This window comes from Pseudarthrobacter sp. R1, assembly GCF_024494415.1.
Lineage (GTDB): Bacteria > Actinomycetota > Actinomycetes > Actinomycetales > Micrococcaceae > Arthrobacter.
Genome location: NZ_JAMKFI010000009.1, coordinates 167647 through 185736, shown reverse-complemented (window position 1 = coordinate 185736; position 18090 = coordinate 167647). Strand labels below are relative to the sequence as shown.

At 66.0% G+C, this 18090-nt stretch carries 20 protein-coding genes; 7 read left to right on the top strand and 13 right to left on the bottom strand.

What is annotated here, in order from left to right; translation table 11 throughout:
• Positions 1 to 78: 78 nt before the first annotated feature.
• A complete protein-coding gene (locus tag M8J71_RS18100; RefSeq protein WP_256249195.1) occupies positions 79 to 684 on the bottom strand; it encodes a malonic semialdehyde reductase in 606 nt (201 codons plus the stop codon).
• A 196-nt stretch (positions 685 to 880) separates the two neighbouring features.
• Between M8J71_RS18100 and M8J71_RS18095 the strand changes: the two genes are divergently transcribed.
• On the top strand, positions 881 to 2227 hold the full coding sequence (locus M8J71_RS18095) for a uracil-xanthine permease family protein (RefSeq protein WP_256249194.1): 1347 nt from the start codon (positions 881 to 883) through the stop codon (positions 2225 to 2227).
• Between the two features lie 9 nt (positions 2228 to 2236).
• Here M8J71_RS18095 and M8J71_RS18090 read toward each other — a convergent pair whose 3' ends face one another.
• From M8J71_RS18090 to M8J71_RS18070, 5 genes are all read right to left on the bottom strand, one after another.
• The gene (locus tag M8J71_RS18090) at positions 2237 to 3211 is read right to left on the bottom strand and encodes an SGNH/GDSL hydrolase family protein (RefSeq protein ID WP_256249193.1); all 975 of its coding nucleotides are present in this window, start codon (positions 3209 to 3211) and stop codon (positions 2237 to 2239) included.
• Positions 3208 to 4068, bottom strand: coding sequence for a GAF and ANTAR domain-containing protein (locus tag M8J71_RS18085; protein WP_256249192.1), 861 nt, complete (start codon positions 4066 to 4068; stop codon positions 3208 to 3210). The genes M8J71_RS18090 and M8J71_RS18085 overlap by 4 nt, the downstream gene beginning before the upstream one ends.
• A 102-nt stretch (positions 4069 to 4170) precedes the next feature.
• Positions 4171 to 5070, bottom strand: coding sequence for a glycosyltransferase (locus tag M8J71_RS18080; RefSeq protein ID WP_256249191.1), 900 nt, complete (start codon positions 5068 to 5070; stop codon positions 4171 to 4173).
• Positions 5071 to 5246: 176 nt separating this feature from the next.
• Positions 5247 to 5618 carry a hypothetical protein gene (locus M8J71_RS18075; RefSeq protein ID WP_256249190.1) on the bottom strand — a complete coding sequence of 124 codons (372 nt, stop codon included), beginning with the start codon at positions 5616 to 5618 and terminating at the stop codon, positions 5247 to 5249.
• A gap of 50 nt (positions 5619 to 5668) precedes the next feature.
• The gene (locus M8J71_RS18070; RefSeq protein ID WP_256249188.1) at positions 5669 to 6568 is read right to left on the bottom strand and encodes an SDR family oxidoreductase; all 900 of its coding nucleotides are present in this window, start codon (positions 6566 to 6568) and stop codon (positions 5669 to 5671) included.
• A 210-nt stretch (positions 6569 to 6778) separates the two neighbouring features.
• Between M8J71_RS18070 and M8J71_RS18065 the strand changes: the two genes are divergently transcribed.
• Positions 6779 to 7276 (top strand): DUF6328 family protein, encoded by a 498-nt coding sequence (locus M8J71_RS18065; RefSeq protein WP_256249187.1) that lies wholly within the window; start codon positions 6779 to 6781, stop codon positions 7274 to 7276.
• Between the two features lie 142 nt (positions 7277 to 7418).
• Positions 7419 to 7733, top strand: a complete 315-nt coding sequence (locus M8J71_RS18060; protein ID WP_256249185.1) for a LuxR family transcriptional regulator — start codon at positions 7419 to 7421, stop codon at positions 7731 to 7733.
• Positions 7734 to 7765: 32 nt separating this feature from the next.
• On the opposite strand, the gene M8J71_RS18055 is transcribed toward M8J71_RS18060, so the two are convergent.
• The 5 genes from M8J71_RS18055 to M8J71_RS18035 form a co-directional block, all read right to left on the bottom strand.
• Entirely contained in the window at positions 7766 to 8890 is a 1125-nt protein-coding gene (locus M8J71_RS18055) for a glycerate kinase (RefSeq protein ID WP_256249184.1), read from the bottom strand.
• An 88-nt stretch (positions 8891 to 8978) separates the two neighbouring features.
• Positions 8979 to 9788, bottom strand: a complete 810-nt coding sequence (locus M8J71_RS18050) for an SDR family oxidoreductase (RefSeq protein ID WP_256249183.1) — start codon at positions 9786 to 9788, stop codon at positions 8979 to 8981.
• Positions 9789 to 9807: 19 nt separating this feature from the next.
• The gene (locus tag M8J71_RS18045) at positions 9808 to 10227 is read right to left on the bottom strand and encodes a hypothetical protein (protein WP_256249182.1); all 420 of its coding nucleotides are present in this window, start codon (positions 10225 to 10227) and stop codon (positions 9808 to 9810) included.
• Between the two features lie 94 nt (positions 10228 to 10321).
• Positions 10322 to 10771 carry a hypothetical protein gene (locus M8J71_RS18040; RefSeq protein ID WP_256249181.1) on the bottom strand — a complete coding sequence of 150 codons (450 nt, stop codon included), beginning with the start codon at positions 10769 to 10771 and terminating at the stop codon, positions 10322 to 10324.
• Positions 10772 to 10906: 135 nt separating this feature from the next.
• Entirely contained in the window at positions 10907 to 11680 is a 774-nt protein-coding gene (locus tag M8J71_RS18035) for a class I SAM-dependent methyltransferase (protein ID WP_256249609.1), read from the bottom strand.
• 234 nt (positions 11681 to 11914) lie between these two features.
• Between M8J71_RS18035 and M8J71_RS18030 the strand changes: the two genes are divergently transcribed.
• The 3 genes from M8J71_RS18030 (at position 11915) to M8J71_RS18020 (ending at position 16335) form a co-directional block, all read left to right on the top strand.
• Entirely contained in the window at positions 11915 to 13549 is a 1635-nt protein-coding gene (locus M8J71_RS18030) for an ATP-binding protein (protein WP_256249608.1), read from the top strand.
• An 18-nt stretch (positions 13550 to 13567) separates the two neighbouring features.
• Complete coding sequence (locus M8J71_RS18025) at positions 13568 to 15100, top strand: putative bifunctional diguanylate cyclase/phosphodiesterase (protein ID WP_256249180.1); 1533 nt, start codon at positions 13568 to 13570, stop codon at positions 15098 to 15100.
• A 170-nt stretch (positions 15101 to 15270) separates the two neighbouring features.
• The gene (locus M8J71_RS18020; protein ID WP_256249179.1) at positions 15271 to 16335 is read left to right on the top strand and encodes an EAL domain-containing protein; all 1065 of its coding nucleotides are present in this window, start codon (positions 15271 to 15273) and stop codon (positions 16333 to 16335) included.
• Between the two features lie 104 nt (positions 16336 to 16439).
• On the opposite strand, the gene M8J71_RS18015 is transcribed toward M8J71_RS18020, so the two are convergent.
• Positions 16440 to 16676, bottom strand: coding sequence for a DUF6480 family protein (locus M8J71_RS18015; protein WP_256249177.1), 237 nt, complete (start codon positions 16674 to 16676; stop codon positions 16440 to 16442).
• 138 nt (positions 16677 to 16814) lie between these two features.
• Here M8J71_RS18015 and M8J71_RS18010 point away from each other — a divergent pair, with 138 nt between their 5' ends.
• Complete coding sequence (locus M8J71_RS18010; protein ID WP_256249176.1) at positions 16815 to 17273, top strand: hypothetical protein; 459 nt, start codon at positions 16815 to 16817, stop codon at positions 17271 to 17273.
• Here M8J71_RS18010 and M8J71_RS18005 read toward each other — a convergent pair.
• Positions 17270 to 18082 (bottom strand): glycerophosphodiester phosphodiesterase, encoded by an 813-nt coding sequence (locus M8J71_RS18005; RefSeq protein WP_256249175.1) that lies wholly within the window; start codon positions 18080 to 18082, stop codon positions 17270 to 17272. The genes M8J71_RS18010 and M8J71_RS18005 overlap by 4 nt on opposite strands.
• Between the last annotated feature and the right edge of the window lie 8 nt (positions 18083 to 18090).

Below are 18090 nucleotides of genomic sequence, written 5' to 3'. Positions count from 1 at the left end.
CTTAAACGCCATCGCTCTCTCACAGGTGAGAGAGCGATGGCCGAAATGACGCATTAGGTGAGAGAGTGTCCGGGGGGATCAGACGGTGCGTACTACGTCCTCGTAGGAGAACTTGGGCTTGGCTTCGCCCCAGGCGTCCTCGGCCGGCTGGCCGATGTTGACCACCAGGAAGCTCTTCTGGTCACCCGCGGGGAAGAAAGCGGCGTCGATGGCACCGAAGTCAGCGCCGGTCATGGGGCCCGCTGCGAACCCGAGGGAGCGGACGGCCAGGATGAAGTAGCCGGCCTGCAGGTGGGCGTTGTTGTTGCCCGCGGCGGCAGCCAATTCCGGGTTGGCGTCGTACATGGCCTTCGGAGCGTTGTAGCCGGGGAGGAAGGTGTCCCACTGCCCGGCCCAGTCGGTGTCGTAGCTCAGGATGGCAACCAGCGGAGCGGAAGCCGTCTTGGCACGGTTGCCGGGCATCAGGGCGTCCACCAGCTTGGCGCGGGCCTCGTCCGAGCGGACATACGTGACGCGCAGGGGCTGGGAGTTGAAGGCTGTGGGGCCAAACTTGGTGAGTTCGTAGATCGCCTGGGCCTGCTCGTCGGTCACCTCTCCGGTGAAGGAGTTGGCGGTGCGGGCCTGGGCGAAGATGGCGTCGACGGCGGCCGAATCGATGACTGCTTCTTCGTGGGCAATGGTCATGGGCTTACCTTTCGCTGCGCCTCCCCGCTGCTGGGGCGGCCTCGTTGCTTTCCATAGTTGCAACTTCAAGTAGTCGCATCCTCTTCCCGTGACGGCAGGTGACGCTGGGCACAGCTGACCGGCATAAGAGGCGGACGGTATTCTGGAGCCAACTGATCTTCGCCGTCACAAGGCACCCCTTTGAAAGGCCCCCACCATGAGCATGCTCGGAATCAAGTGGAAGCTGCATGGCACCGGCAAGTCCATCAAGCCGGGCCATGTGGTGGCCCCGGACGAGCGGCTGGCCTGGCCGCTGACCATCGGCGTGGGCATGCAGCACGTGGTGGCGATGTTCGGCGCCACCTTCCTGGTGCCCATCATTACCGGGATGCCCCCGGCCACCACTTTGTTCTTCTCGGGCATCGGCACGCTGCTGTTCCTGGTAATCACTAAGGGCCGGGTGCCCAGCTACCTCGGCTCAAGCTTCGCGTTCATCGCCCCCATCACGGCCTCGCAGCAGCAGTTCGGCGTGCCCGGCGCCCTGGGCGGAGTGGTGCTGGCCGGCGCGGCCCTGGCCATCGTGGGAGCCATTGTGCAGAAGTTCGGCGCAGGCTGGATCAACCGGCTCATGCCTCCGATCGTCACTGGCGCCATCGTGGCGCTGATCGGACTCAACCTTGCCCCCGCAGCGAAGAATAATTTCGACGCCGCCCCCGTCACCGCCGTCGTTACGCTGGCCACCATCATCCTGGTCAGCGTCCTGTTCCGCGGCATCCTGGGCCGCCTCAGCATCCTCGTCGGCGTGGTGGTGGGCTACCTCGTGGCCATGCTCCGGGGCGAGGTGAGCTACGACAAGATGGAGGCAGCCGCCTGGGTGGGCCTGCCGCAGTTCCAGACCCCGGAGTTCCATGTGGGCGTCCTCGGCCTGTTCGTGCCCGTTGTGCTGGTGCTGGTGGCCGAGAACATCGGCCATGTGAAGTCCGTGGCAGCCATGACGGGCCAGAACCTCGACGGCGTCTCCGGGCGTGCGCTTATGGCCGACGGCGCCGCCACCGTCCTGGCCGGCTTCGGCGGCGGTTCGGGAACCACCACCTATGCCGAGAACATCGGCGTTATGGCCGCCACCAAGGTCTATTCGACGGCGGCCTACTGGGTGGCAGGCGTCTTCGCCATCCTGCTGAGCTTCTCCCCCAAGTTCGGGGAGCTCATTGCCACTGTTCCGCCGGGAGTACTGGGCGGCGCCGCCACCATGCTGTACGGCATGATCGGCATCCTGGGCGTGAAGATCTGGGTACAGAACAAGGTGAACTTCTCCAACCCGGTAAACCTCACTACTGCCGCCGTTGCCCTGATTATCGGCATCGCGGACTACACCTGGACCATCGGCGACCTCACGTTCACAGGCATCGCACTCGGTTCAGCCGCCGCCCTGGTCATTTACCACGGCATGACGGCCATCGCGAAGGCCAGGGGCACAGTGGCGGAACCCGAGACCGAACAGGCTGGGCTGCCGCCTGCAGCCAAGGCAGCGATGAACGCCAAGCGGTCGCCGAAGAAGCGTTAGGCCAACGAGCTAGGCGACTTCACCGGGTTCGTCCACGTCCTCCCGCCCCGCCCCGCCCTCCGGCATTGCCGTGCCCGCGGTCCCGCCACCGATTGTCGTCATCGCAGCGTCCTCCAGGCTGTCCGGCGCCATGCTCCCGGCCGGGTGCCCGGGAGGGAACGGGCCGGGGAGGCCAACGCCGAAGACCGGGCCGGCCTGCGGCCTCTTGGCGGCGAGGGACTCAGGCCGGGGCCGGAGCCGCCGCAGGACCCACGGAAACAGGTATTGCCTGGCCCAGATCAGGTCTTCCGCCCTTGCCTGCGTCCAGCCATGGGATGGAACCGGCCGCGGCTGCAGGGCCTTGAGCGAATGCGGTACTCCCAGCGCGTCCAGGGTGGCAATGGCGACGGCCTGGTGGCCCAGCGGTGAAAGATGGAGCCGGTCCCTGTCCCACATCCGGGCGTCGTGGAGCGCCGGCAGGCACCACAGGTCCACCATCACGGCGTGGTGGCGCAGTCCGATGGTGTGGAGGTGTTCGTTGTAGATGGCTAGCCTTCCCCGGATCTGGCTAAACACCGGCGTGCTTCCCCAGTCCGGTCCGGCGAACAGCAGGACCGTGGCGCCGGTTTCGGCCAGCAAACCCACCGCCTGGTCCATCTTCTCGGCCAGCTTGTCGGGATCGCCCCGGTGGAAAACAACATCGTTTCCGCCGCCGGACATTCCCACCAGGTCCGGTTTGAGGGCCAGGGCGGGCTCCAGCTGCTGGTCCAGGATTTCCTGGAGCACCAGCCCGCGCACGGCGAGGTTGGCGTAGGCGAAGTCCCGCTGGCCGGCGCTGAGTTCCTCCGCCGCCCGGTCAGCCCAGCCCCGGAGCCCGCCGATACTGAGGGGCTCGGGGTCGCCCACCCCTTCTGTGTAGGAGTCGCCGAGGGCTACGAAGCGGTGCCAGGGGTGCCGCCCTGCCGGCGGCCGTCCTGGCCATGTCTCCTGCTGATGGATAGTCATGACTGCCGTCCTCTCGCCTTTGGGGATGGGTCCGTTTCCGGGGCAGCAACCGCCTCCAGCGGCTGGTCAAGCTCCGCCGGCGCCACCAGCCGGAAGTCCTCAACGTTTTCGAAGGCCTCCCTCCGTGGCCCGGCAGGATCCCCGCCAGAGACAGGCGCAACGATGGTCAGTGCCGCATCACGCAGCCCCAGCTCGTGGTGCGACGCCTCCCGCTGCAGGAACCGCAGGGCACCCTCGCGCGAAAGGCCGTACTCGTCCATGAGGCTGCGCACCGCCAGGTCCACCAGGACCAGCGAGCTTTGAGCGACGGCGAGGCCCGCCGTCGCTTCCGCGCGCTCCGCCACCCGGACTACCACGCGCAGCGCGCGGGCAACCTGCTGAACGTAGCTCCGGATCCGGAGAAGGTCATCACTGGTGAAGGCATGGGGTGAGGACGCGTATAGGTTGATGGCAGCGCTCGTCCCGCCCTCGGCCACGATGGGGACTGACAGGAGCGACTGGACGCCATGGCTTGCGGCCGCGCTGGCGTATCCGGGCCAGCGCCGGTCGCGGCTGACGTCGGACAGCAGAACGAACTCGCCGGTCCGCAAAGCCTCGATGACGGGTCCGTCAGCGAAGGAGCACTGTTCCCGGTCCGCTTCGCGGGCTTGCTCCGCACTGGCAGCAATGGTGTGCCCTTTTCCCAGGCGGAAGAGGGTGGCTGCCCAGACGATACCGCGGCCTTCGCCCTTGATGTCCGCCATGAAATCATGGGTGACTTCCCAGAGGTAGGTCTCGACGTCCTTACTGTCGAAAACCGGCTCCGGGGGCAGGTGAAGCGGTCCCCAGCCGACCTGCCCTGTGGGTTCAGCGGCCATGTTCCCACGCCTTTGTTGAGCGCGTCGGCCTACTGCAAAACCTCGATTTTTAAAGAATACGTCGCCCACCCTGCGGGCGGGAGGGGCAGCGCGCTTGGCGGCCTAATCTGCGGCTGCGGTATGTCCTGAGTACGCCTGCGAATGTGCGCTTAGGACGACGTCGTAGGCCTCCACCCGGCGGTCCGTCACCGTGGTGGGGGACTCCAGGTGGACGGCTCCGGAGGGGAGGATGCCAGCGGCGCCATACCTTTCCATGACCTGCCATTGGGCCACGACGTCCTCCCCCGCGTGGTCAACGGGAAGGCTGGTCCAGAAGGCAAAGCCGCCTGCGGCGTTCAGGGCTTCCCGCCGGTAGAGCACGCATCCCCCAAGCCAGGCAACGCGGTAGGGCACCCACTCCCCCGGTTCCAGGGAAAGGTCAGCGCTGAGATGGCTGAGGTTGGCGGCGTTATGAAGCGGCCAGCGATCAAAGCCGGGGGCCCCCGGCCGGATGCGTTCCGCCGTCACGGGGCCGTCCCACGCTTCAAAGCCGGCCGTTTGCTCCGGCCGCCTGTCATCAAGGTAGGACAGGCCCTGGGGAGCCATCCCCACAAAACCGCAGTCCAGCTCGTCCAGTGCCCGGCTGAGCCGCTCCAGGGCACCCGGCCCCAACCAGATGTCATCGTCAAGGAAAAGGCACTTCTCCGCCGTCGACTGATCCAGCAGGTACTGGCGGTGCTCGGCCAATCCCCGCCGCGGGAGGTGGCGGAGCAGCGTGACGGGGCGGCCCTGGGCTTCGAGGACCCGCACCATCGCCGCCGCTGCAGGATGTTCCCAACCAGGAGTATCAGTGGACTGGTCGCTCACCACCACGCGGAATGCAGGGTCAGTCTGCCCGGCCAGGCCGGCCAGGGTCACGGCCAGTTCGGCCGGGCGGTTGCAGGTGGGAACGAGCACGTCGACTGCCACAGTGTCCGGCACCTCAACACGCCGTGCCCACTGTTCTGATGATCTCCTGCTCACAGCCACCTCCTGGCGCCGCCTCGGCATTGATAGTGAATGGGGTTCGCTGGTTCTGTACCCACATCACCGGAATGTATGCCCTGGCACGGCGAAGGCCTCCGCCCGCTGCCATCCCGGCAGGGGCGGAGGCCTTCAGTGTGTGGGCGCACCGCCCTCGGACGGGGCACCCAAGCCGATTACCCGGCGTCGAAGCTTTCGCCGCCGTCGTCGTTGGGTGATTTCTCCTCGGGCAGGTCGTTGCCGCTGCCGTCCGGGATCCCGGCGGCTTCCTGCCCGGGCTCCGAGGACACCGGGGCTGAACCCTGGGAGTCATCGTTGCCTTCATCCAGCTCAGCCTCACCGGAGGGAAGGTCCACGTCGCGCGGCACCGGATCCTCACTGGTACCGGACTGCGGCTCGTTCGTGCCTACACTGCCCGAGTCGCCCGTACTGCCGGTGTCCGAGCCACCGGCGGAGGCCTGCGCCCCGCCCATTTCCTGCTCGGCGGTGGGAGTGCCGTATCCGCCCGGGTCCGTTTCCGGCTGCGCGTGCTGGTTTTCCTGCGTCATGGTTCCTCCTGGTGTGCGTTGGATGAAAGTGAACTGCGCGGGGTGGCTGCTCAGAGCCCCTTACCGCCGGTGACCGGCAGTACGGCCCCCGAAATGTAGGACCCGTCTTCGGAGGCCAGGAGGACGTAGGCCGCAGCAAGCTCGGCCGGCTGGCCGGCCCGTTCCAGCGGTGTGTCCTGGCCGAACTTGGGGAGCTTTTCAGGCCATTCGGTGGCCGGAATCAGCGGGGTCCAGATTGGGCCGGGAGCCACGGCGTTAACGCGGATTCCCTTGGGGCCAAGCTCCTGCGCCAGTGCTTTGGTGAACGCCACTTGGGCCGCCTTGGTCATCGCGTAGTCAATGAGCCCCGGCGAAGGGTTGAAAGCCTGGATGGAAGCCGTGGTGATGATCGAGGCACCGGCCTTCAGATGGGGCACGGCCGCCCGCGCCGTCCACAGCAGCGAGTACAGGTTGGTCTTGAAGACCCGGTCGAATTCCTCCGTGGGCAGTGACTCCAGGCTCTCGCGGTTCTTCTGGTATGCCGCGTTCAGCACCACCACATCGAGGCGGCCGAACTCGGCTGCCGTTTCGTTGGCGATCCGGGTGCTGAACTCCTCTTCACGGCCGTCACCGGCAAAGAGGAGGACCCGCTGGCCCGCCTTGCGGATCCAGTCCGCGGTGTCCTGGGCGTCCTCCTCCTCTTCGGGAAGGTAGGAGATGGCAAGGTCGGCACCCTCACGGGCGAAGGCGATGGCAGCAGCCTTGCCGATGCCCGAATCTCCGCCTGTAATGAGGGCGGCCTTGCCCTGCAGCTTTCCGTGCCCCTCATAGCTGAGTTCGCCGTGGTCAGGTTTCGGCTCCATGGGCGCCGTCAGGCCGGGCTGCTTCTGCTCCTGCTCCGGGAACGGGCCTGCGTGGTAGCCGCCCCGGGGATCCTTTGGCTGGTCTGTCTGCTTGTCCGTGTCGCTCATAGTCCGCCTACTCACTCTGTCGGTTTCCGAAGGCCCCGCCGTGCACCGGCCCTTCGAAGCTATCCCGGCCGGCGGAGCAAAGTCCACCGTTCCGTGCGAATAATCAGTAAACTTATCAAATGCGGGCGGCGGTGCAACGTTGTCCCGGTTTCTGGGTACCTGGGGAGTAGAAAGGTAGCCAGGGCCAGGATGGCGCAGGAAGGAGAGGCAATGTCGGACGTGGAGGATTACACCGGCCGGACGGGCAGGAATGAGACCCGCGAGGAACAGCTGGACCGCAACTGGGCTGAGCTGCTCCAGGAGATGCGGGTGCTGCAGATGGGCGTGCAGATCCTGGCCGGCTTCCTGCTGACACTGCCCTTCCAGGAGCGGTTTGAAGACCTTGATGACTTCCAGATTGTCCTCTACCTGACGAATGTGGTGATCGCTGCGCTGACCACGGCGCTCATCCTTTTGCCGGTGAGTGTCCACCGGCGGCTTTTCCGGAAGCGGCTCAAGGAAACCCTGGTTGCCAGCGGGGACACCATCGCCAAGATCACCCTTGCCGGAATCGCGCTGCTGAGCGCCGGCACTGCTGCCTTGGTCTTTGACGTGACCGCCGGACGCTCAGCAGGCCTCACTGCCGGCGGAGCGCTGTTGGCCGTGATGGTGGTCCTGCTGGTCTACGTGCCCATCCACCTGAACAGGCGGGCTGAAGCGGCCAGGTAACTATAACGTGCCGCAAGGCAGCCCGGCTCCCCTGGACCTGCCACGGAAAGCCATCACCCGCGTTTCCGCCCGGCTGCACATGTGTCCCGATACCAGCCACGCGGCCGGACAACCGGCCGCTGACAACCGACAGGAGAACCCTATGAAAGCACTTTTGCGAACTGCCTTGGCAGCCCTGCTGCTGCTTGCCGCACCGGCACTTTCAATCGGCGCCGCCCACGCCTCGATGGCCGCTGACAGTGCGGGGACCACCGTTGCGCTCTCCGCGGCATCTCCCACGCCTTCTCCCGGGGATACCGCCTCCACCGGCCCGGCCAATCCCGGAACCGGCGAGTCGGCCCAGAATGAGTCGACCCGCACCGACAACACGCCCTGGGTGATCGGCGGGGTCATCCTGCTGACGCTGATCGCGATCTTCATCTGGAATCGCCGCCGGGGTAACAAAACCATCGTCTAGGTTCAGGCGCCGGGTGCCGGCGCCACACCTGGCTAAGCGCCTTCAAGTACCTGGCTTGTTGCCCAGGCCAGGTACTTGGCGGCGTTGGCCACGGCATCCTCCGGGCCTGACGCAACATCCAGCAGCTGCGCTGCAGCGACCACGCCGTGCCCGGCGAGGTCTTCGGGAGTCACCAGGATCCTGCCGGCCACCACGATGACAGGGATGCCCCGTTCCCGGGCCGCGTCCGCGAGCGCAATCGGCGCCTTGCCGGTCAGAGACTGGACGTCCATGGAGCCTTCGCCGGTAATCACCAGGTCGGCTCCGGACAGTTGGTCCGCCAGGCCGGTCAGCCCCGCCACAAGCGCGAAGCCGCCTTCCAGCGCGGCGTCGGTAAAGGCAAGGAACGACGCCGGGAAGCCGCCGGCAGCGCCCGCCCCCTCGATGTTGACGTCCCGGCCCGTGGCCTCGCGGAGCAGGGACGCCCAGTTGCGAAGTCCGGCGTCGAGCAGTTCCACGGACTCTTCGTCCGCGCCCTTTTGCGGGGAGAAAACGTGCGCGGCGCCCAGCGTTCCGTAGAGGGGATTACGTACATCGACGGCGATGCGGAACCTGGTGGCGGCCAGCCGGGGGTCCAGTTCGGAGGAGTCCAGCGCCACGACGTCTGCGAGTGAGCCGCCGCCCAGCGGGACCACGTTTCCGGCCCGGTCGAGCGGCTTCAGGCCCAGAGCGCGCAGGGCACCGCTGCCGCCGTCGGTCATTGCCGATCCGCCGAGCCCCAGCACAATTTCGGTGGCGCCTGCGTCCAACGCCGCCGCGATCAGCTGTCCGCAGCCGTAGCTGTGGGCCCGCAGCGCGTTCGCCGGGGTTGGCTCCATGTCGGCAAGGCCGGAAGCCTGGGCCGTTTCAATGACCGCGGTGACCTTGCCGGCGTCGTCCTTCCGGATGGCCCAGGCAGCGCCGACCGGGGCGAGGATGGGACCCACCACCGCGTTGATCCGTTCCTCGTACCCGGCAGCAACGGCGGCTTCGAGGGTGCCCTCGCCGCCGTCGGCGATGGGGAACTGCGTGGCGACGGCGTCGGGGTAGACCCTCAGCGCGCCCTCGGCGATGGCGGCAGCAGCTTCGGCAGCCGTGAGAGAACCCTTGAACTTGTCCGGAGCAATAAGAATGCGCATGGGGTCCATCATGCCAGCCCTGCAACGGAAAGCGCTTGCCCGCAACGTAACACGGGCAAGCACTCCCTCAGGCGCAGGTGAGGCCCGCCTACCCCTCGCGCCAGTCGTGGCTGGTGATGTGCGAGCCGCCCTGGGGGCCCATCTGCAGCATCCCGCCGTCCACCGCCCAGGAAGCGCCGGTGACGTAGCTCGAGGCCGGCGATGCGAGGAAGGCGATGACGGCAGCCACTTCCCGCGCGTCCCCTGGCCTGCCCAGCGGGACCCCCGGCCTGTCCTTCGCCGTCGGATCCTCATCCTCCTGGCCCGTCATGGGCGTGGCTATCTCGCCGGGGGCAACACTGTTGGCGGTAATGCCGTGCTCCGCGAGTTCCAGGGCCAGCGTCTTCATCAGGCCGCCCAGGCCGTGCTTGGACGCGTCATACGCGGACGACCCCACCCTCGGCTGGAACTCGTGCACACTGGTGACGGCGATCAGCCGCCCTCCCCTGCCCGCCTGCACCATGCGCCGGGCGGCCGCCTGAAGGCAGACGAACGCGCCGTTGAGGTTGGTGTCCAGCGTTTGCATCCAGGTGTCGACGTCGAGGTCCAGGAACTTGGTGCCATCTCCGGTCCCGGCGTTGTTGACGAATACGTCCACTCCGCCGAGCTCCTCGGCCAGTTCCTCGATGACGCCGCCGGCTGCCCGGAGCTCTGTGGTGTCCAGCTGCCGCACCACGGCCTTGCGTCCCAGGCTCCGGATTTCTTCTGCCGTGGATTCGGCGCCGGCCTTGTCCGAATGCCAGGTCACGCCGACGTCCATGCCCGCCTTGGCCAGTGCCACGGCTGCGGCCTTGCCGATTCCGGAATCTGATGCGGTGACGATGGCGGTGGCAGGGCTGAAACCTGTGGTGTCCTGCATAGTGGCTCCTTTTGAGTAGTCAGGCGGGGCGGCGGAGTTCCGGCGGCGAGGGGTAGCGGGCGTCGTCCGCGTCGGCGGTGGCATCCTGCACGGCCATGAGCGGGACGGCAAAGGTAACAACAGGCCTGGCCTTGGCGTCGTCAGCCGACCTGACTGTCAGGCTCCTGGTTCCCGGCGGCACCGAGGGGGTAAAGACCTGCAGGTTCCGGGAGCCCAGATTCGCGGAGTGGCGCAGCGAATACTCGGTTCCGAAGTGGTCCTGGAGGACGATGTGGGGCTCCGGCTCGCCGTCTGAGGCGAGCTGGATGTTGACAACCAGCCCGGTGGCCCAGATTTCGACGGAGAGGACGGTGAATGCGGTGTTGTCCGTGACGTGCCGGCCGTAGGTTGGTGGCAGCAGCATCCCGCGGAGGGAACCGGAAGGGATAAGTTCGCGCATGGTTGTTCCTGTTGGTTTTACGCCTGCCGACGACGGGACAGCGCCGGAGGTGGTCCGGTGCTGCTCTTTCGGGGTACGGCTGGACGGATGCGGCTTAGGCGTCTTCCCGGCCGGGGTTTTCCAGCCGGAAGAAGTTGGATTGCTGGCCGTCGCTGCGCTGTTCCTGGTAAATGAAGTTCAGCTGGCGGGAGTCGAAGGTTTCGAACCATTCTTCCCAGCTAATGTGGCGGAGCTTGTCATTTTCGCCGCCAAAGTCGATCCGCAGCACTCCAAGGTGGTCACCGTGCTCGGTGCCCTCCACTGTGGCCGGAACGCCCTCGCGCTCCTCCGCCCACTGCCTGATGACTTCGTGGTGCGTGGTGACCAGGCTCCGGCCCTCGCGCTCAGGTTCGTCGTCCGTTGAGGTGACCTCCTGTGAATACTTCAGGGATTTGGATGATTCAGGACCCGTGCGGACCTTGCCGTCATCCGGGCCTGCGCCCAGGTCGTCTTCGTCCCGTTCCGCTTCAGCCTCGCGGCCCTTCTTGCCTTTGTCCTGTTCCATGGTGGCTATCCTTTCCCCTGGAGATAACTAGTAAGTCTACTTACTATGTAGCCTCCGGTTCCGCCTCCGTGTCAAGGGGGCAGGGCCAAGGGGGCCGTGCGGATGCAGATTATACCTCCGCCCGGGCAGCGGTGGCTAGGACCGGGGGCGCAGCACGGCGTAATAGCCGGGGATCCGGCTCTGTTCAGCTACGTCCGTCATGGGGTTCGTCTCGATGGCCACGGCACCGTCCTCGAGGAGCTCCCAGGTGTCTTCGGGAAGGACGCGGGCCCGTTCAGCAGGGCCGAAATGGCCAGGCATGGGCAGTTCGCGGATGGCCCGCTCAAGGGGCGCGGGGATGCCCCTGGTGGTTGCGCCCAGGTGTGAAACGTAGTCCACAGGGTTGCCCTGGAAGTTGGTCTCGGCAAGGAACACCGCGCCGCCGCTGCCGGCAAGGAGCCGAAGGTTTTCCACCAGTGCCACCTGGTCATCAGGGCTCAGCACGTGGAGCACCCCGCGGATGAAGACGTTGGCTCCGCGTTGGTCCCCCAGCCCCCTTGCGGCACCCGGCGCTGTCATGTCCCGCACCTCGTAACGGACCCGTTCGGCGATGTTGCCGTCTGCCGCGGATTCCGTGCGGGCACGGGCAACAGCGTGGGCGGATACGTCCACCCCTATCACCGCAGGGAAGACACCGGCCAGGGCCCGCGTGAAGCTGCCGTGTCCACATCCCACGTCAACCACCGGAAGTTTCGGGTCCAGGTGGCGCACCAGCACATTCCTGTAGCCCAGGAACTCACTGTCCCTGCCGGAGTCCCAGAGGACCTCGCCGCCTGCACCGGTCACCTTTATGCCTGCCCAGTACCTGTCCCACGCCACGGGCCGGTCCTTGTGCGCGGAACGGGACAGCCGGACGAGTTTGGGGATCATCAGGTACTTCTGCCAGGCAGAGCGCACTGATTTCGCTGGGGAGGACACGCATCAAATATATGGTGTGCCCCATAGTGCAAGCAGCCAAGCGGTGCCGTTTGCGGTGCGGCGCCCCTCCCCGCTCCGGTTGTTTCGTCGCTCTTGCGGGATGTACACCTTCTGCGGGTTCATCCAGCCGTCGTCGCCCTACAATGTACTCAACTGGGATCAAAGGGGGGCGTTGTGGCGGCTGACATGCCGTGGGACTCGACTGTGCCTCGCACCGCTGTTGTGGCGGACCCCGACGACGGCAGGCTGGCGGTCAACGCACAGGCACTGCGCGATGCCGGCTACGAGGTTCGCACCGCAGGGCATGCGAGCGGGCTTGCCGCCATGCTCGACGCAGGCGAGCCGTCGGTCATCGTGGTTGATACGCTGCTGTCTGCGGTGGAAGCAGAAGCTCCCGTCCTTGTGATGGTGGACCTGGACAGCCCCGCCGAGGTCGCAGCCATGCAGCCTCCCGGCATCCACGACTGCATCGCTAAACCTGTGCCGCCCAAAGAACTGGTGCATCGTGCCACTGCACTCATTACGCAGGTGTCCCGGCGGGCAGCGGCGCGACAGGAAGCCGAAGGTCTCCGGGAGCAGCTCAGGCTGGTATCCGCTGCCGTCCGTGGCACCAACGATCCGCAGCAGATTGCGTCCCTCGTGGTGGAGGGATTCGGCCGGACGTTCAAGGCTGACCACGTCCGGCTCTCTACTTTTGAGGACGAGCGGGTCTCCCCGATTGACGCTACGTGGACAAGGCCTGGACTGGAGAAGCTTCCGGCAGCAGCGCTTCCGGATCAGGACTCTGCCAGGCACACTGCGGACATGCTCTGGGCGGCTGCTGAAACGCTTTCCTTTGACGGGTCCGAAGAGGATACAAAGCCGGGTGAAGCATCCGGCACCCCGGGCCTTGCACCGGCTGCATCGTTGCTGGCCGTGCCGATGGGTGAAGGAAGCTCCTCGCTGGGCATTATCTGGATCGTTATGCTGGAGCCCCGGCAATGGTCCCGCGCCGAGCTGGGGCTGATCCAGCATGTGGCGGGCAATGCCGCCCATGGGCTGATCCAAAGCCACCTCATCAGCAGTCAGCAGCAGGTTGTTAAGCAGCTTCAACAGCTCGACAAGGCGAAAACAGACTTCCTTGCCACCGTCAACCACGAGCTGAGGACGCCGTTGACGTCCATCATGGCGTACCTGGACATGATCCAGGAGAGCACTGAGCAGCCGGTCTCCCCCGAGGTCCACCAGATGCTGGACATCGTGGTGCGGAACACGGAGCGGCTCCGGACGCTGATCGAAGACATGCTGAGTGTTTCCCGCAACGGCCTCGATGACAACCTGATGCACCTCACCCCGGTGCGCCTGGGGCAGACTTTGGACCTTGTCGCGGGCGCGCTGCGTCCGTTGGCCCAGCTGCAAAACGTGACCATCGCCGTCGAGCCGCTCCCGGAAGATCCTGAAATCCTGGCCGATGAGGTACAGCTGCAGCAGGTGTTCACCAACCTGGTGTCCAACGCCATCAAGTTCACCCCCAGCGGCGGCCGGATCGAGGTGGGCAGCGAATCCCACGCGGCGGCGGACGGAACGCGGTGGGCCACCGTCAGCGTCGCGGATAACGGCATCGGCATCTCCAGCGAGGAAATCGACCACGTCTTCACCCGGTTCTACCGCGCCTCCAACGCCATGTCCGGCGCGATTCCCGGAACGGGCCTGGGCCTGGCCATCACCAAGGACATCGTGGCACGCCATGGTGGCCACATCGATGTGGCTTCCACCCTGGGCGCGGGTACAACTGTCACCGTCAGCCTTCCGCTGGATACCGACCACAGCCAGGCCAACTGAGCAGGGGAAGGAGGACTGATGTTTGCTGACAATGACCCCCGGCTCTCACAGCTGCTGGAAGGCATTGTCCGGCTGGCATCGGGAGACCTCGCCTCCCGGATCGAGGTATCCGAAGCCCGCGATGAGCTCGACGCGATCATCATGGGCACGAACCTGCTGGCCGAGGACCTTCAGATCATTTACGAGGAACTTGAACAGCGGGTGCAGGTGCGCACGCAACTGCTGCACGAGGCCCACCTGGAAATGCAGAAGATGGCCATGCAGGATCCGTTGACAGGCCTGGCAAACCGCTCGGCGCTCATCGAGGCTTTGCGCGCCGCGATTGACGACGACGATGCCAGCGAAGGGCCCGTCATCCTGCTGATGGACCTCGATGCCTTCAAATCCATCAATGACAGCCTGGGCCATACTGCCGGTGACCAGGTCCTGATCACCGTGGGGGAACGGATCCGCGGCGCAGTACGCGCTACCGACGTCGTGGCACGCCTCGGTGGGGACGAGTTCGCGATCGTTATGCCGGCGGTCTCCGCAGACCAGGCAGCCATCGTGGGTCACCGCATCCTTTCGGCGTTGACCGAACCGATTGAACTGCCGGGGCGAAGTATTCGCTGCGGTGCAAGCATAGGGCTGAGTGTTGGCGGAGCCGGGCAGACCCCCGAGGACATGCTGATGGAGGCCGACGTCGCCATGTACGCCTCCAAGGCCGAGGGCCAGAACAAGCTTCACCGGTTTGAACCAGGCCTCCTGCTGGTCCGCAGGCTCCGCAGCCAGCTCGTGGAGGACCTTCGGGCAGCCATCAAGAGCGACGGCCTGACGCTGCACTACCAGCCGGTGGTGGAACTCAGCTCCGGGCGGATCGAAGGCGTGGAGGCCCTGGTCCGCTGGAACCACCCGACCCGCGGGCTCATCATGCCGGATGAGTTCATTCCACTGGCCGAGGATGCGGGGCTGATCTCCGTCCTGGGGCTGTGGGTGCTTCGCACGGCGGTGCATCAGTTGCGGCAATGGATTGACGAGTCCCTTGTGGACAGCCGTTTCTCCGTCCGGATCAATATCTCCGCTACCGATCTGCAAAGCCTTCAGTTCATTGAGGATGTACGGAATGTCCTGAAGGAAACCCTTGTCCGGCCGGAACAGGTGGTCCTGGAACTGACGGAAGTGGCGATCGTCAAGGGCAACGAACTGGACCGCTACTCGCTGGGCGGGCTGCGCGGCCTCGGCGTGGGGATCGAGATCGACGACTTCGGCACCGGCTACTCATCCATCAGCTACCTGCGCCGGCTGCCGGTGGACCGGGTGAAGGTGGACCGTTCCCTCATCACCGGCCTGGGCACCGATCCCACCCAACCGGCCCTGGTGGCCGCCGTCCTGCAACTTGTTCGCGCCTGCGGCCTGGAGGCGGTCTGGGAAGGCGTTGAGACGGCGGAGCAGGCAGAGATATTACGGAGTTTGGGCTGCCTCAGCGCGCAAGGCTATTACTTCAGCCGCCCTGTCCCGCCTGCGCAGGTTCCGGAGCTCCTGGCGGGCCAGCCGGAAAGCGCTAACCCGTAACAGAAAAGTACTGCACTTTTGTCCGCCCCGATATACGATCATCGTGCTGGGTCTGATTTTCGTCGCCGTGGATGTCGCGGCTGATCAGCAGCACGGGACTTCAGAAGCGGTTGGAATTTGAACAACAAAGGGCCAAGGGGTCATTACTTCGTCAACTGGGGGCGTAGCTAATGTCGGTTCGTGTGCAGGCGTGGGGAATCATCGCCGCTGTTTTGGCGGACTCGGATCCATCCGGGGCCGCTGTACGGCAGCGGCTTAGCAACAGTCTCGACGAGAATCCGGGCGTGCCTGAACGGGCTTTGCTGGAGTATCTCCTCGAAACGCGGCGCAGTGACGCCAACACGGTTGAGACGCTGGACAGCGCCAGGAAAATGCGCCTGGAATCCGTCGCCATCCCGCCGAAACTCGCTGAACAGATTGACGCGATTCGAAGCATGTCACGCATCAGCGCTTTGCTTGACAGCCAGATGCTGATGACGGCTTTCCAACCCATTTACGGGCTTGCGGAAGAATCGGTTGTGGGCGTGGAGGCACTGTCCCGCTTTGTCAGCGACGACGGCGCTGCCGCGGAACTTTGGTTTGCAGAGGCGGCGGCGGTGGGCCTGGGCGCGAACCTCGAGTTTTCGGCCCTCGGATCCGCTGCCGCTGCAGCCAGGGATCTTCCCAAAGACCTGTACGTTTCACTCAACATTTCGCCCACCTCATGCCTGGACCCGCGCCTGCCGGAGCTGTTCGAGCACATTGATCTTCCCATCAGCCGGGTGGTGCTGGAACTGACGGAGACCATCAGCGATGAGGAGTACCCGCAGTTCATTGCCGCCGTTAGCCCGCTGCGCGACAAGGGCCTGCGTATCGCCGTTGACGACACGCACCCCGAGGCCGGGGCGCTGAGCCGGATGGTGCACCTGCGGCCGGATTTCCTGAAGGTCGGCAGGAATGTCATTGGCGACGTGGACAAGGACGGCATCCAGAGGGCCATGGTCGCCTGCCTGGTGGACTTCGCCGGGCAGATCGGCACCACCCTGGTGGCGGAGGGCATCGAGACGGTCGGCGAACTGGAGGTCCTCACGGAACTTGGCATCAGTGCCGGCCAGGGCTACCTGCTGGGCAGGCCGTCCGTCCGGCCCCAGGACTGGGCAAGCTGGAACACCCGCCTCGACATGGACGGGCTCAAACGGCAACTCGTCGGCCCCGAGAAGTCCGGCGGCAGCACCCCACCCAAAGACTCCCTCTGACCATCGGCTGCCGCCGCGACCGGCAGGGCCCGCGGATGGCTGGAACCTAGGCGCCGGCCCGGCGAGGCCTATCCGTGTCCGCCGGGCCGTTCCTGGCGGACGGTTTACTCCTCGTGCCCCTGGTCGGCGCTCATCTGGTCTTCCGCCGGAGGAGTCTCACCTGGCGGCACTCCCCCGCCCGGCTCCAACCCCGTTACGTTGCCTGCCGCCGGGTCCGGATTCGCCGAGCCGGCGGAGTCGCGCCCGCCCTGTTGGGCCGCACCTGCCCCGTTAGCGCCCGGCGTATTCTTGCCAGGCTGGTCAGGGTTGGCGGGATCGTTTTCCGGATGGTAGCTGCTCACAATACTCGTCCTTCCTGTGCCGGGCCGTGGTCTCGTACCCCAGCTCTGGACTAATTGTAAGCATGCTGATAATTCTGGAAGGGTAATTCCGGAAGTCCACTGGGGCGCCCGGCACGCAGTGTCAGAAGGAGCAGTCACATGGGTATCGGCGACAGCATCGGCAAGGCAGCAGAGAACGCCATGGAGGACCTCGCAGGAACGAGCAAGCCCACTGAGAAACTGCATGTTCCGGACCCCTCGGATCCCAATGACGACGTGGAAGTCCACTCCTCGCTCAGCGAGGGATCCAACGCCATGGAGGCGGAGAAGCAAAAGGCTCCCGGCCTCAAGGCCGGCGCGGCCCCGGGCCCGGTCTCCGAGAGTCCCTTTGGCGGGGATATAGACGAAACGAACAATGACAGCGCGGAAGCAGGCCGGGGAACGGGCGACGACGGCCTGGCAGGCAGTGCCTCCGCCCCGGCCGGCGGGGCCGGGACGGCAGGCAGCGGCGGCCCCGGCGGCGTGACGGGCGGGCTGCCGGAAGGCGACCCGGATGAGCTGCGCGCAGATCCGTCCGAAGGCGACCAGGACCCTTCCACCAGCACAGGCAGGGGTTAGTCCTCCGGCTGGCCCGGCCACTCGCCGCGTTCCTGCAGCACGTCCCGGAGGAGGTCTGCGCGGTCGGTCACAATGCCGTCCACGCCGAGCCGGAGCAGGCGGCGCATCTCCGCGGGCTCATTGACTGTCCAGACATGGACCACCAGGCCCAGGGCGTGCGCGCGGCGGATAAAACCGGGCGTCACCACTTCGATCATCCCGCGCCGCACCGGAACCTGGAGTGCCTGGACACCATGCAGTACGTGCCGCATCGTCCAGCGGAAGACAGGTCCGGGCAGCACCCGGCCGAGCACCGTAAACAAGGCCACCGGAACCACTCCGGCCGATGACGCCACCGGGCGGCTCAGCAGCTTCAGCACCGCCCGTCGCCGCCGGTCCGAGAAGCTGGTGACCAGCACGCGGGAGTGGGCCTGGTGGCGTTCGATCGCGGCAGCGAGGCTCCGGACCGAGTTCCAGTCCTTGACGTCCACATTGAGGCGGGCCCCGGGCAGCCCGGTGACCAGATCATCGAAGGTGGGAATCGGCTCGCGGCCGCTGATGCGCGCGCCGACCACCTCAGCAGCGGTGAGCGCGGCGATCTGCCCGCTGCCGTCCGTTACCCGGTCCAGGGTGTCATCGTGGAAGACGAGCACCACCCCGTCCGCGGTGGTGTGCACATCGGTTTCCAGGTAGCGGTAGCCGAGTTCGACGGCGGCGCGGAACGCGGCCATCGAATTTTCCAGCCCCTCCCGGGAAAAGCCCCGGTGGGCCATGGCGACGGGCGTTTGGGCGCCGGTGTTGTCCGGGCTGCTGAAGAACGGCAAACTCACCCTGCGAG

Coding starts and splice junctions, on each gene's coding strand:
- M8J71_RS18095 (WP_256249194.1), top strand. CDS start 881: ATGAGCATGCTCGGAATCAAGTGGAAGCTGCATGGCACCGGCAAGTCC.
- M8J71_RS18100 (WP_256249195.1), bottom strand. CDS start 684: ATGACCATTGCCCACGAAGAAGCAGTCATCGATTCGGCCGCCGTCGAC.
- M8J71_RS18070 (WP_256249188.1), bottom strand. CDS start 6,568: ATGAGCGACACGGACAAGCAGACAGACCAGCCAAAGGATCCCCGGGGC.
- M8J71_RS18030 (WP_256249608.1), top strand. CDS start 11,915: ATGCCGTGGGACTCGACTGTGCCTCGCACCGCTGTTGTGGCGGACCCC.
- M8J71_RS18035 (WP_256249609.1), bottom strand. CDS start 11,680: ATGATCCCCAAACTCGTCCGGCTGTCCCGTTCCGCGCACAAGGACCGG.
- M8J71_RS18065 (WP_256249187.1), top strand. CDS start 6,779: ATGTCGGACGTGGAGGATTACACCGGCCGGACGGGCAGGAATGAGACC.
- M8J71_RS18050 (WP_256249183.1), bottom strand. CDS start 9,788: ATGCAGGACACCACAGGTTTCAGCCCTGCCACCGCCATCGTCACCGCA.
- M8J71_RS18040 (WP_256249181.1), bottom strand. CDS start 10,771: ATGGAACAGGACAAAGGCAAGAAGGGCCGCGAGGCTGAAGCGGAACGG.
- M8J71_RS18010 (WP_256249176.1), top strand. CDS start 16,815: ATGGGTATCGGCGACAGCATCGGCAAGGCAGCAGAGAACGCCATGGAG.
- M8J71_RS18085 (WP_256249192.1), bottom strand. CDS start 4,068: ATGGCCGCTGAACCCACAGGGCAGGTCGGCTGGGGACCGCTTCACCTG.
- M8J71_RS18055 (WP_256249184.1), bottom strand. CDS start 8,890: ATGCGCATTCTTATTGCTCCGGACAAGTTCAAGGGTTCTCTCACGGCT.
- M8J71_RS18025 (WP_256249180.1), top strand. CDS start 13,568: ATGTTTGCTGACAATGACCCCCGGCTCTCACAGCTGCTGGAAGGCATT.
- M8J71_RS18075 (WP_256249190.1), bottom strand. CDS start 5,618: ATGACGCAGGAAAACCAGCACGCGCAGCCGGAAACGGACCCGGGCGGA.
- M8J71_RS18020 (WP_256249179.1), top strand. CDS start 15,271: ATGTCGGTTCGTGTGCAGGCGTGGGGAATCATCGCCGCTGTTTTGGCG.
- M8J71_RS18060 (WP_256249185.1), top strand. CDS start 7,419: ATGAAAGCACTTTTGCGAACTGCCTTGGCAGCCCTGCTGCTGCTTGCC.
- M8J71_RS18045 (WP_256249182.1), bottom strand. CDS start 10,227: ATGCGCGAACTTATCCCTTCCGGTTCCCTCCGCGGGATGCTGCTGCCA.
- M8J71_RS18090 (WP_256249193.1), bottom strand. CDS start 3,211: ATGACTATCCATCAGCAGGAGACATGGCCAGGACGGCCGCCGGCAGGG.